Below are 13,368 nucleotides of genomic sequence, written 5' to 3'. Positions count from 1 at the left end.
CAACGCGGGCCATTCGGTGCAACTGGAGCTGCTGTATGCCGCGTTGCTCGCTCTTGGGTCACGACGCGGTCCGCACTGCCCGGTGGCCCACGCTAGGAGGATTGATCAGCTTGCTCGAGCATGGCCGGTTTGCGCGGCCCTACCCGGTTGATGGTGAGTCGCGTCGTGGGTCGAGTGCGCGGATGTGTCCGCCCTGCTGTGGACCGGCCGGCGTGAATGGGAGGAAACCGGGTTCGACGGACATCGGTTCTGAGCGGAGGTTCGACCGTGCTGCGCGATCGGCATCCTGACACCGGGCTCACCCGGGAACTGTCCGACGTGGTCCTCGTCGACGACAGGTACTCCCAGGACGTCCGGTGGCACCCCGGTCAACGCCTGGAGCATCTGTTCGAGGAGCGCTGCGACGACCTCCACGACGTCGGCCGCTTCGGCCACCTGGCGGTGGACGTGGCGGACGCGGCGCTGACCTACTCGGAGCTGGACGCACGTGCCAACCGGCTGGCCCGTTATCTGCGTGACCTCGGTGTCGGTGCCGGCGAGCGGGTGGCGTTGCTGCTCGACGATGCGGTGCACGGGTACGTGGGAATGCTGGCGGTACTCAAGTCCGGTGCGGCCTACGTGCCGTTGGACGTCGAGTTCCCGGCGGACCGGATCGCGTACATCGTGTCCGACGCGGCCGTGAGCGTGGTGCTCTCGCTGGAGCACCTGCGCTCGCGACTCGACGGCGTGAACGTCGAGGTGGTGTGCGTCGACGCCGTCGCGGCCGAGATCGACGCGCAGGACGGGAGCCGCCTGCCCGTCGACACAGGTTTCGTGGACGGCCCGGCGTTCATCAGCTACCCGTCGGTGTCGACCGGTGACCCCACGGGCGTCGCCGTGTCGCATTCCAGCATCTACAACTTCGTGCGGGTGGCGGGGGCGGTGTACGGCTACCGGCCGGACGATCGGGTGTACCAGGGCTCGGCCATGGCGGTCGACTTCTCGGTCCAGGAGATCTGGGTGCCGTGGATGGTCGGTGCCACGCTGGTGCCGGCGCCGACGGGGTCGAGACCGACGGGTGCGGACCTGCGCGGGTTCCTCATCCGGCGGCGGATCACGGCGATGTGCTGCATGCCCACGCTGCTGGCCACGATCGACGACGCCGTGCCGACGCTGCGGTTCCTGCTGGTATCGGGGGAGGCGTGTCCGCCCGCCCTGATCGTGCGGTGGTCGCAGCCGGGGCGGCGGTTCCTGAACGTCTACGGGCCGACCGAGACGACGGTGGCGGCGACGTGGACCGTGGTGGATCCGGATCGTCGCAAGACGATCGGGGTCCCGCTGCCCACGTACGCGACGGTGATCCTGGATCCGGAGGACCCGGGGCGGGCGCTGGGTCGTGGCGAGGTCGGGGAGATCGGCATCGCCGGGATCGGGCTCACCACCGGCTACGTCAACCGCGACGACCTGACCGACGAGCGGTTCGTCCCCGACTTCCTGGCGATCCCGCACAACCCGTCGGGCCGGATCTACCGGACCGGTGACCTGGGACGGGTGACCGTGGAGGGGGAGATCGAGCACCGGGGGCGGATCGAACGGCAGGTGAAGGCCGAACCGGCGCCCAGCGGCTACGTCGCTCCCTCGAGCCCGGCCGAGCGTCAGCTGGCCGAGCTCTTCGCGGAGATCCTGGGCCTGGAGCGGGTGTCGGTGGACAGCCACTTCTTCGACGACCTCGGGGCCAACTCGCTGGTGCTCGCCAAGTTCTGCGCCCGGGTCCGGTCGAAGACCGACCTGCCCCCGATCTCGATCCGCGACGCCTATCTCCGCCCGACGATCGCCGCGATCGCCGCCGCCCTGCCGTCCGCGACGCCGGACGCGCCCCCGGCTCCGGTGCAGCCGGTCCCGGTGGTGGCCACCCGCGTGAGCACCCCGCGGTACCTGCTGTGCGGCGCGCTGCAGTTCGTGGCGTTCATCGCCTCGCTCTACCTCGGCGCGGCCCTGCTGGAGACGGGATTCCTCTGGGTCTCGCAGGCAACCGAGTGGCGCGGGGCGTACCTGCGTTCGCTGGCGTACGGAGCGGTCGTCTTCTTCGGTATGTGCCTGCTGCCGGTCCTGGCGAAATGGGTGTTGATCGGGCGCTGGAAGGCCACGGAGTTCCCGATCTGGAGCCTGCGCTACTTCCGGTTCTGGCTGGTCCGGCTGATCATCCGCGCGAACCCGATGGCTCTCTTCTCCGGGTCGCCGCTCTATGTGCTCTGGCTGCGCGCGCTGGGCGCGAAGATCGGCCCCGGGGTGACCATCTTCTCGAAGTCGGTCCCGGTCTGCACCGACCTGCTCACGATCGGCGCGGGCACGGTCATTCGGGGCAGCGCGGTCCTCCCGGGCTACCGGGCGGAGGCCGGCATGATCGAGATCGGCCCCGTCACGATCGGCGAGGACGTGCTGGTCGGCGAGAAGACCGTGCTCGAGATCGGCAGCTCCATCGGCGACGGTGCCCAGATCGGCCACTGCTCGTCGCTGCAGCCGGGCAGGCACGTGCCGGCGGGGGAGACCTGGCACGGGTCGCCCGCTCAGCCCACCGACGTCGACTACCGGGTGGTCGCCCCGGCCCGGTGCGGCACCGGCCGACGGTTCTGGTTCAGCTTCCTGCAGCTGTTCAACGTGCTGCTCATCGGCCCGGTGGGACTGGCGATCGTGGTCGAGCTGGTGTCGATCATCCCGTGGACCGCGGAGCTGCTGGACGTCGGCCACGCCGGCGTCACCGACTGGCTCTTCTACCTCGAGGTGCTCGGGATCTCACTCGTCGTCTTCTACGGCGGGTCCCTGGTGGGGCTCGTGGCGGTGGTGACCCTGCCCCGACTGGTCAACCGGCTGGTGGTGCCCGGGAAGGCACACGCGCTGTACGGCTACCACTACTACATCCACCGGCTGGTCCGGCGGATGACGAACATCCAGTTCTTCCACGGCGTGTTCGGCGACAGCTCCTACATCGTGAACTACCTGACGGCCGTCGGGTACTCCTTCCCGCGGGTGCAGCAGACGGGGTCGAACTTCGGCAACCAGCTCGCGCACGACTCGCCGTTCCTCACCACGATCGGCAGCGGGACGATGGTGTCCGACGGGCTCACGGTGATGAACGCCGACTACTCGAGCACGTCGTTCCAGGTGGCACCGGTGGCGCTCGGGGAGCGCAACTTCCTGGGCAACAACATCTTCTACCCGGCGGGCGCGAAGGTCGGCGAGAACGTCCTGCTGGCCACCAAGGCGATGATCCCGATCGACGGGCCGGTCCGCCGCGACGTCGGCCTGCTGGGGTCACCGTGCTTCGAGATCCCGAGGACCGTGCTGCGCGACAGCGACCTCCACAAGAACCCGGAGGAGCTCGCACAGGGCCTCGCCGGGAAGAACCGCTACAACCGGCGCACGATCGGTATCCTCCTGCAGGTTCGCTGGTTCCAGACGTTCCTGCTGCTGCTCGTCGCCACGGCCGCGGGCGACCTCTACCACACGCTGGGCACCTGGGCGGTCGCGGCGGCGTTCCTGCTGATCCTCGCGCTCGGCACGGGCTACGGCATCCTGGTCGAGCGGCTCAGCACGAGGTTCCGCGACTTGCAACCTCGGACGTGTTCCATCTACGACCCGTACTTCTGGTGGCACGAACGCCACTGGAAGCTGCTCAGCCCCGCGCTCTTCTCCGGCACGCCGTTCCGGCCGCTGATCCTGCGGCTGCTGGGGGTCAAGATCGGCCGCCGGGTGTTCGACAACGGCTGCGCCATCCCCGAGAAGACCCTCGTCACGATCGGGGACGACGCCACCTTGAACGAGGGCGTGGTCATCCAGTGCCATTCGATGGAGGACGGCGCCTTCAAGTCCGACCGCACGGTCATCGGAGCCCGCGTCACCCTCGGCATCCAGGCGTTCGTCCATTACGGCGTCACGATGGCCCCCGACTCGGTGCTGGAGGCCGACTCCTTCCTCATGAAGGGTGGGGCCGTCGGCGCGGGGGAGCGGTGGCGGGGCAACCCGGCCGTCGAGACCGACGAAGGCGCGCCGCGCCCGGTGCCCGCAGCGATCCCGGCGCTCTCGATCCCGGAACCCTCGCCGGTCCCGGCCCGGGAGGTGATCCCGGCGCTGTCGATCCCCGAGCCGTCGCCGGTCCCGGCGCGGGAAGTGATCCCGGTGCCCTCGGCGAGCCCGGCTGTTCCGGCGCCGGCGCAGCCACGGCTGCGGCCGCGGCTGCTCCCGGTCGGGGTGGCGGTCGCGGTCTCGATGGCGCTGTCGCTGTCGATCGCGGTCACGGTGGCGATGGCGGGCCAATCGGTCCAGATAGGACAGCCTGCCGCCGTGCCGCCGCCGGCCCTGCCCGACCCGATCCCGGCCCAGCCCGTGCCTGCGGCGGCGCCGGTGCAGCAGGTGGAACCGCAGCAGGCCCCGCTGGAACCGGCGGTGCTCGAAGCGCCGGCAGCCGCGCAGGAGTCCGTCCAGCCGCGCCGCGACAACCCGCCGGCCGAGGTGCCGGCGCCCAGGGCGCGGGTCGAGACGCCCCCCGCGCCACCTGCGGTGCGGCGACCGGCGCCCGCGCCGCCTGCTCCTGCTCCCGCTCCGACGCCGACAGCCGAGGGCGCGCCGGATCCGACTGCGGCTCCCACGACCAGGCCGAGCACGTCCCGGCCGACCACGACCCGGCCGAGCACCAGCCGGCCGTCCGCACCCCGGCCGGCACCGAGCCGGCCGACCTCGTCCCCGGCGCCGTCCTCGAGCCCGCCGTCCTCGACCTCTACGCGGCCCCCGCGCCGGACCGGTGAGCAGTCGTCAGGGGCGCCACGGACGTCCCCGGGCAGGCCGTCGGCCACGACGAGCAGACGGGAGTGACCGGTCCGGCAGGGAGTCCGGTCGCCCCCGGCTGCCAGCCGGACCCGGACTCGGGGGCCAGACGGGTGATTCCGCCGCATCGATACGTGGACGGTCGTCCCGCGGCTTTCTCATGAACCGGACGGAACGGGCAGGCCCGGTACTCCGGCAGGACGACGGCTCGTGGCGCTGTGCCCGGTTGCCTCGTTGGACCTTCACCGCATCAGCGGCACCCGGCGGCGGGAAGCCCGCATATCCGGTGGTCGGCGGCGCGCATTCGGGTTCCGCCGGTCGGCCATGCATGGCGGGCGGGTGAACGGCGGATGCTCACGAAACATTGGCTACCGAATCAGCGATTTCCCGGATACCTGTCGCAGACGGCCCGGATCTGGGGCTCGCCGGCCGGACGTGCGGATCAAATCAGGCCGCACCGGGATCAGGAGATCGCGCTGGGGGCGCGATACCGAACCCTGATCAGTTGATGTCAGGAGGAGAAATGATCTTGCATGAACATGGTGGGTTCTGCCTCGGATCGGCGGCCGGACCTTCCTGATGTTCCGTGCTTCTCCTCATCTGCGTCAAGGAGCCCAGGTAGTGGCGAAATCTGTCGATGTCCTGGCGGTCGACCCAGCTCAATCCACCACCCTCCAGCCGGTTTCCGCCGGCCCTTCGGCCGGGACCGACGAGCGCCTCGCCGCGGCGCTGGCCGAGGTCGTCGGGGTCCAGCACGTGTCGGTCGACAGCCACTTCTTCGACGATCTCGGCGCCGATTCGATGGTCATGGCCCGGTTCTGCGCCCGGGTCAGGAAGCGGCCGGATCTGCCTGCAGTCTCGATGAAGGACATCTACCGGTATCAGACGATCAGCAGGCTGGCCGCGGCACTCTCGCATGAGGTCGCCGCGCCCGTCGAGGCCCCGGAACCGGCGCCCGCCGATGTGGTGAAACCGGCCCGCGGGTGGGAGTACGTCCTCTGCGGAGCGCTGCAGCTACTGATCTTTCTCACGTATACCTATCTCGCTGCGGAGGTCATGGAACGCGGCTACGAATGGATCTCCGTCGCCCCCGGAATCCTTGAGATCTATCTGCGCTCGGTTGTTTTCGGCGCCGCTGCCGTGTTGGCCCTGTGCATCGTCCCGATCATCGCCAAATGGTTGATCATCGGTCGCTGGAAGCCTCGGCAGATCCGGGTGTGGAGCCTGGGGTACGTCCGCTTCTGGGTCGTGAAGGTGCTGGTTCGGTCGAACCCGTTGCTCCTGATGATCGGTATGCGGTCGCGCACGAGCGCGAGCTCGCCGCTCTATGCGCTCTATCTGCGGGCGCTGGGCGCGAAGATCGGGCGCGGCGTCACGATCTACTCCCGAAATGTGCCGCTGTGTACCGATCTGCTCACCATCGGCGACGGCAGCGTCATCCGCAAGGACGCGTTCATCAACGGCTACCGGGCCAACAACGGGGTGATCCAGACGGGTCCGGTCACACTCGGGAAAGAGGTGTTCGTCGGCGAGATGTCGGTGGTCGACATCAACACCTCGATGGGCGACCGGGCTCAGCTCGGCCACACGTCCTCACTGCACTCCGGGCAGGTGATACCCGACCGCGAGATCTGGAGCGGATCGCCGGCGCAGCGGAGTCAGGGGAGCTACCGGATGGCGGGCCCGGTCCGCGTCACCGCAACGCGCCGGACGGTCTACGGCATCCTGCAGCTGCTCAACGGGCTGTTCGTGTTCATGCCGCTGCTGATCAGCGGCCTGATCATCCTGTTGGCCGAGGTCCCTCAGCTCAACGCGCTCCTGGATCCAGGGCCCATGGTCTTCACGAGCTGGGAGTTCTACCTCCACGCGCTGATCATCTCCATGGTGCTCTTCTTCGGTGGGACGCTCGTCGGCCTCCTCGTCGTGATGACCGTTCCCCGGGTGTTCAACCTCGCCATCAAGCCGGACCGGGACTACCGGCTGTACGGCATCCGCTACGCGGCCCAGCGGATGGTCGCGCGGCTGACCAACCCCAAGTTCTTCACGTTCATGCTCGGCGACAGCTCCTACATCGTCAACTATCTTCACTGGCTCGGGTACAAGTTTCCCGACGTGGTGCAGACCGGGTCTAACTTCGGGATGGACCTGAAGCACGAGAACCCGTACCACAGCACCATCGGAAGCGGCACGATGGTCGCCGACGGGCTCTCGATCGTCAACGCGGACTTCTCGAGCACGTCGTTCCGCGTGTCTCCCACGGCGATCGGTGCACGCAACTTTCTCGGGAACTTCATCGTCTATCCGGCGCAGGGCCGCACGGGTGACAACTGCCTGCTCGCGACGAAGGTCATGGTGCCGTTCGGAGGAGTGGCCCGGAACGACGTCGGGTTGCTGGGATCTCCCCACTTCGAGATCCCGCGCACGGTCCAGCGGGACACCCGGTTCGATCACATGAAGACCGCGGAGGAACTGCCTCGCCGGCTCGCCGCCAAGAATCGGTACAACATCGCGACCATGGGGGTCGTCCTGCTCGTGCGATCGATCAACGTCTTCGTGGTCACACTGTTCGCGTTGGGCGCCGCGGACCTCTATCCCCTGCTCGGGGCGGTGTCGATCGCCATCGGTGGCGTTCTCGCCCTCCTGTTCAGCCTCTTCTACACCGTGCTCATGGAACGTCTCGTCGCGGGGTTCAAGGACCTGCGTCCCAAAGTCTGCTCGATCTACGATCCGTACTTTTGGTGGCACGAGCGCTACTGGAAGCTGAGCGCGCAGCCGAAGATCCTCGACGGCACCCCGTTCAAGGGCCTGGCCTGGCGATTGCTGGGGGTCCGCATCGGAAAGCGTGTCTTCGACGACGGGTGCGGCATCGTCGAGAAGACGTTGGTCACCATCGGCGACGACTGCACGCTCAATGCGGGAAGCAAGATCCAGTGCCACTCGCAGGAGGACGGCGCATTCAAGTCCGATCACATCGTCATCGGCTCGGGCTGCACTCTGGGGGTCAGCTCAATGGTTCACTACGGAGTGACCATGGGTAACGGATCGGCACTCGCCGCCGATGCTTTCCTCATGAAGGGTGAAGAAATGCCGAAGAACGCCCGCTGGGGGGGAAACCCGGCCCGGGAGATGCGGGAGGACCACGGACGGATGGCGTTGGCGGTGATTCCGCCGCAGCTGGTCGCGCGCCATGCACAATCGCATTAGCGGAAATGCAGTGGTCAACACCATGGTCACGGTGAGTGGAGGTTGTCGATGGGAGCGGTAGTGGAGGCCGGCCGAGAGTTCTGGCGCGGGGTGCTCGTCGCCGGTGGCTCGACCGCGATCCCACGCTGGAGGTCCGGCGCGGTGGCGGGTGTCGCCGAGTACGGGACCCCGGTTCCCGACGCGCTGGTGACGGCGGTGCACCGGTTGGCGGACGAGCTGGCGGTGCCGTTCAGCTCGGTGCTGGTGGCCGCCCACGCCACGGTGCTCGCGGCGCTGTCCGGTGAGCGGGACGTGGTCACCGGTTACGTCGCCGTCGACGGCGGCCACCCGCTGCCCTGCCGGCTGACGACCGAACCCGGGTCGTGGCGCTCGCTGCTGCTGGGTGCGGGCCGGGTCGAGTCGGAGCTGGTGTCGCACCAGGACTTCCCGGTCGAGGAGCTGCGGCGCGAGCTGGGCGTGGCCGGCCCGTCCTTCGAGACCGTCCTGGACCCGACCGGTCACGCCGGCGAGTTCGCCGAGGGCACCGTGCTGCGGGTCGGCATCGCCGACGGGCGGCTCGTGCTGCGCTACCGGACCGACGTGCTCGACGCCGACTACGCCGCGCGGGTCGCCGGCTACTACCTCACCGCGCTGTCCCTGATCACCGCCGACCTCGACGCCGAGCACCGGCGGCAGAGCCTGCTGTCGGTCGAGGAGCTGGCGTTTCAGCTCGAGGGCCTGGCGGGTCCGCGGCGGGAGCTGCCGGATGTGCGGTTCCACGAGCTGTTCGAGCAGCAGGTCGCGGCGCACCCGGACGCGGTCGCGGCGGTGCAGGGCGAGCGGCAGTGGACCTACCGCGAGCTCAACGCCCGCGCCAACCGGCTCGGGCGGGCGCTGCTGGCCCGCGGGCTGCGGCGCGAGGACGTGGTCGCGGTGGTCACCGAGCGGAACCTGGACTGGATGGCCGCGGTGCTGGCGGTGTTCAAGGCCGGCGGGGCGTACCTGCCGATCGAGCCGCACTTCCCGGCCGACCGGATCGCGACCACGCTCTCCCGCGCCGGCTGCACGCTGGTGCTGACCGAGCCGGGCAGCACCACCACGCTCGACAAGGCCCTCGACTCCCTGTCGAGCGTCGAGCGGCTGGTGGTCGATGTCGCGTACGGGGAGGACCACGCCGAGGACGACCTGGGTGTGGCGGTGACGGCGGACCAGTTGGCCTACATCTACTTCACCTCCGGCTCGACGGGTGAGCCCAAGGGTGCGATGTGTGAGCAGGCCGGGATGCTCAACCACCTCTACGCCAAGATCGACGCCTGCGAGATCGGTGAGGGGCAGGCGGTCGCGCAGACCGCGCCCCAGTGCTTCGACATCTCGCTGTGGCAGCTGGTCTCCGCGCTGCTGGTGGGCGGGCGCACCGTGCTCGTGGAGCAGGACGCCATCCTCGACGTCGAGCGCTTCGTCGACACGATCACCGAGCACCGCGTCGCGGTGCTGCAGGTCGTGCCGTCCTATCTCGAGGTCGTGCTGTCCTACCTGGAGCAGCACCCGCGCGAGCTCCCGGACCTGCACAGCGTGTCGGCCACCGGTGAGGCGCTGAAGAGGGAGCTGACACAGCGCTGGTTCGCCGCGGAGCCGGCGATCAAGCTGGTCAACGCCTACGGGCTGACCGAGACCTCCGACGACACCAACCACGAGGTCATGGACCGGGCTCCCGACGGGGAACGCGTCCCGCTCGGCCCGGCCATCCAGAACGTGAGCGTCTACGTCGTCGACGAGCACCTCTCCCCGGTGCCGCTCGGCGCGCCGGGGGAGATCGTCTTCTCCGGGATCTGCGTCGGTCGCGGCTACATCAACGACCCCGAGCGCACGCGGCTCGCGTTCCTGGCCGACCCGCACCGCGAAGGCGAGCGGCTCTATCGCAGCGGCGACCACGGCCGCTGGCTGCCGGACGGCAAGCTCGAGTTCCTCGGCCGCCGCGACGCCCAGGTCAAGATCCGCGGCTTCCGGATCGAGATCGGCGAGATCGAGAACACGCTGCTGCGGGTGCCCGGGGTGCGCGACGGCGCCGTGGTGGTGGCCGAGCGGCCCGACCAGAGCAAGCAGCTCGTGGCGTTCTACTCCGCAGGGGGGCCGCTCGAGGTCGACGTCCTGCGGGACCGGCTGGCCGAGTCGCTGCCCGAGTACATGGTGCCGGCGGCCTTCCACTGGCAGGAAAGCCTGCCGCTCACCCCCAACAGCAAGATCGACAAGAAGCGGCTGACGCTGCTCGCCCGTGAGCTCGACGTCGTCGAGGAGGACTACGACGCACCGCGGACGCCGACCGAGGAGCGGCTGGCGGCCGCGTGGGCGAAGGTGCTCGGCGTTCCGGTGGACCAGATCGGTCGCGGCGACCACTTCTTCGACCGCGGTGGCAACTCGCTGTCTGCCGTGAAGCTGGCCATCGCACTGGACCGGGCGGTGTCGCTCAAGGACATCACCAGGCACCCGGTCCTCTCCGATCTGGCCGGCCTGGTCGACGGCAGGTCCGAGCGCCGCCCCGGCTTGCTGCAGGCCCTCTCGGGATCGGACGGTGGGCAGGTCGGCGCGCTGGTGTGCTTCCCCTACGCGGGTGGCAACGCGGTGAACTTCGAGCCGGTGGCCAGGGCCCTGCGGGGGAGCGGGCTGGCGGTTCTCGCCGTCGAGCTGCCCGGCCACGACCTCGCTGCCGAACGCGAGCCGTTCATGCCGATCGTGCAGGTCGCCGAGCAGGTGGCCGCCGAGATCGTCGGGCGTGGCCTGACCAGGGTGCTGCTGTGGGGCCACTCCTCCGGCACTGCGCTCGCCCTCGAGACGGCGACGCAGCTGCAGGCACGGGGGGTGGCTGTCCAGCGGGTGTTCCTGGCTGCGCAGCTGCCCGGCGACGCCGGCGTCCGGCGCGCCACCATCGCCGCGCTCTCGGAGCGGACCAGCGCCGAGATCGCCGCCGGCCTGACCGCGGACACCGGCTACACCCAGCTCGGGGAGCTGGACCAGCAGCGTGCCGAGCACGTCGGCGCGGCCTACCGGCACGACTGCGTGTCCGCCCACCGCTACTTCGCCGACGCCCTCGACAGCCCGCCTGCGGTGAAGCTGTCCGCGCCGATCACCGTGGTGGTCGCCGCCGACGACCCGAGCACCGCGAGGTTCGCGCAGCGGTACCGCGACTGGCAGCTGTTCGCCCGGGATGTCGACCTGCACGAGCTCGACGACGGCGGGCACTACTTCCTGCGCACCCGGCCCGCTGAGGCGGCGAAGGCCGTGCTGCGCGCCGCCGAACTGATGGCTTTCTCCTCATGACAACGGAAAGGAAGATCGAGATGTCGTCCTCATCCGCGGCGTCACTGCTCGACGTGGACCTGCAACCCGGCAAGCCGCCGATGTTGCGGGCCGACCCCAGCGGCGACGCGCCGCGCTGGGCGGGCGAGCGCCGGGACGCGTTGCGCGCCCTGGTCGCCGAGTACGGCTCGGTACTGGTCCGCGGCCTCGGCCTGCGCGACGCGGCGGAGGTGGCGGCTGTGTTCCAGCGGCTGACCACCACCGGCCTGATGGCCGAGCGGGAGGCGTTCGCACCCCGGCAGGTCTACTCCGAGGGCGTCTACTCCTCGACGAAGTGGCCGGCGAACCAGCAGATGTGCATGCACCACGAGCTGAGCTACACCCTGGAGTTCCCCTCGGTGATGCTGTTCGCCTGTCTGGGCGCGGCCACCAGCGGAGGCGCGACCGGAGTGGCCGACTCGCCGACCGTGCTCGAGGCGCTGCCGCGTGAGCTGGTCGACCGGTTCGAGCGCGAGGGCTGGCTGCTCGTCCGGAACTACAACGACGACATCGGGGCGTCCTGGGCCGAGGCCTTCGGCACCGAGGACCGTGGCGCGGTCGAGAGCTACTGCCGCGCCAACGCGATCGAGTTCGAGTGGCAGCCCGACGGCGGGCTCCGCACCAGGCAGCGGCGCAGCGCTGTGGTGCACCACCCGGTGACCGGCCGGCGCTGCTGGTTCAACCAGATCGCGTTCCTCAGCGAGTGGACGATCGATCCGGAGGTGCGTGAGTTCCTCGTGGACATGTACGGCGCCGACGGGCTGCCGTTCACGACGCGGTTCGGCAACGGCGAACCGATGACCCCGGACGTCGTGGACCTGCTCAACGAGGTCAACGAGGCCCACACCATGCGCGAGCCGTGGCAGGCGGGCGACCTGATGCTGGTGGACAACATCCGCACCGCCCACAGCCGGGAGCCGTACGAGGGGCCGCGCGAGGTGCTGGTCGGCATGGCCGACGCGGTGCGCCTGGTCGACTGCTCGCCCACCATCGATGTGAGCACTTCATGAGCGCGAACGTCCCGCCGTTCGCGGTGATCTCCGGCGGTCAGGTCCAGCAGGCGCTGCAGGGCCGGGAGAAGCAGATCATGGAGGTCGTCGAGGCCACCTACCGGTTGCACGGTGCCGGTGACTCGGTCAACCCGCCCTCCTACTTCCTGCGATTCCCCGACCGCCCCGCCGACCGGATCATCGCCCTGCCCGCCTCCATCGGCGGCCAGGTCCGCGTCGACGGCCTCAAATGGATCTCCAGCTTCCCCGGCAACGTCGCAGCCGGCATCCCACGCGCCTCGGCCGTGCTGATCCTCAACGACCACGACACCGGCTACCCCTTCGCCTGCCTGGAAAGCTCCATCATCAGCGCCACCAGGACAGCCGCCTCGGCTGCGCTGGCCGCTGACCGGCTCAGCCGGGGCCGCGCCCGCCCCACCCGCGTCGGGTTCTTCGGGGTGGGCCTGATCGCCCGCTACATCCACACCTTCCTCACCGGCACCGACTGGTCCTTCGACGACATCGGCGTCTTCGACCTGTCCACCGAGCACGCCGCGGGGTTCCGCGGCTACCTCGAACAGACCGGCCTCCCCGGACGGATCACCGTGCACCGCTCCGCGGAGGACCTGATCCGCTCCAGCGACCTGGTCGTGTTCGCGACCGTGGCCGGCGAACCCCACGTCAACGACGTGTCCTGGTTCGACCACAACCCGCTGGTCCTGCACGTGTCACTGCGCGACCTCGCTCCCGAGATCGTGCTGGCCTCCACCAACATCGTCGACGACGTCGAACACTGCCTCAAAGCCAACACCTCGCCCCATCTGGCCGAGCAGCTCACGGGCAACCGTGACTTCCTGGACGGCACCTTGGACGACGTGATGGCCGGGCGAGTCACGGTGCCGGCAGACCGCCCGGTGGTGTTCTCACCCTTCGGCCTCGGCGTGCTCGATCTCGCCGTCGGCAAATACGTCTACGACGAGGTGACCCGCTCCGGCGAGCTCCACGTCGTCGACGACTTCTTCCACGAGCTGCGCCGGTACGGGTGAGCAGCCGAATGTTCTGC

At 69.5% G+C, this 13,368-nt stretch carries 5 protein-coding genes; all 5 read left to right on the top strand.

What is annotated here, in order from left to right:
* Positions 1-267 precede the first annotated feature (267 nt).
* The 5 genes from HF577_RS06995 (at position 268) to sbnB (ending at position 13,351) form a co-directional block, all read left to right on the top strand.
* Positions 268-4,848 carry a Pls/PosA family non-ribosomal peptide synthetase gene (locus HF577_RS06995; RefSeq protein ID WP_312858983.1) on the top strand — a complete coding sequence of 1,527 codons (4,581 nt, stop codon included), beginning with the start codon at positions 268-270 and terminating at the stop codon, positions 4,846-4,848.
* Between the two features lie 531 nt (positions 4,849-5,379).
* Positions 5,380-8,004: a Pls/PosA family non-ribosomal peptide synthetase gene (locus HF577_RS06990; protein WP_169394920.1), complete on the top strand. Its 2,625-nt coding sequence runs from the start codon at positions 5,380-5,382 to the stop codon at positions 8,002-8,004.
* 48 nt (positions 8,005-8,052) lie between these two features.
* The gene (locus HF577_RS06985; RefSeq protein ID WP_169394919.1) at positions 8,053-11,298 is read left to right on the top strand and encodes a non-ribosomal peptide synthetase; all 3,246 of its coding nucleotides are present in this window, start codon (positions 8,053-8,055) and stop codon (positions 11,296-11,298) included.
* 20 nt (positions 11,299-11,318) lie between these two features.
* Positions 11,319-12,326, top strand: a complete 1,008-nt coding sequence (locus HF577_RS06980; RefSeq protein WP_169394918.1) for a TauD/TfdA family dioxygenase — start codon at positions 11,319-11,321, stop codon at positions 12,324-12,326.
* Complete coding sequence (gene sbnB / locus HF577_RS06975; RefSeq protein WP_169394917.1) at positions 12,323-13,351, top strand: 2,3-diaminopropionate biosynthesis protein SbnB; 1,029 nt, start codon at positions 12,323-12,325, stop codon at positions 13,349-13,351. Before HF577_RS06980 ends, sbnB begins: the two co-directional genes overlap by 4 nt.
* The last annotated feature ends 17 nt before the right edge of the window (positions 13,352-13,368 follow it).

Source organism: Pseudonocardia xinjiangensis (assembly GCF_012911925.1).
Lineage (GTDB): Bacteria > Actinomycetota > Actinomycetes > Mycobacteriales > Pseudonocardiaceae > Pseudonocardia > Pseudonocardia xinjiangensis.
Note: the sequence above shows the minus strand (reverse complement) of the source record. Positions and strands in the feature narration are given on the sequence as shown.

Bases quoted from the DNA above. Each gene is read 5' to 3' on its own strand.
- HF577_RS06990 (WP_169394920.1), top strand. From the start codon at position 5,380: ATGTTCCGTGCTTCTCCTCATCTGCGTCAAGGAGCCCAGGTAGTGGCG.
- sbnB (WP_169394917.1), top strand. From the start codon at position 12,323: ATGAGCGCGAACGTCCCGCCGTTCGCGGTGATCTCCGGCGGTCAGGTC.
- HF577_RS06980 (WP_169394918.1), top strand. From the start codon at position 11,319: ATGTCGTCCTCATCCGCGGCGTCACTGCTCGACGTGGACCTGCAACCC.
- HF577_RS06985 (WP_169394919.1), top strand. From the start codon at position 8,053: ATGGGAGCGGTAGTGGAGGCCGGCCGAGAGTTCTGGCGCGGGGTGCTC.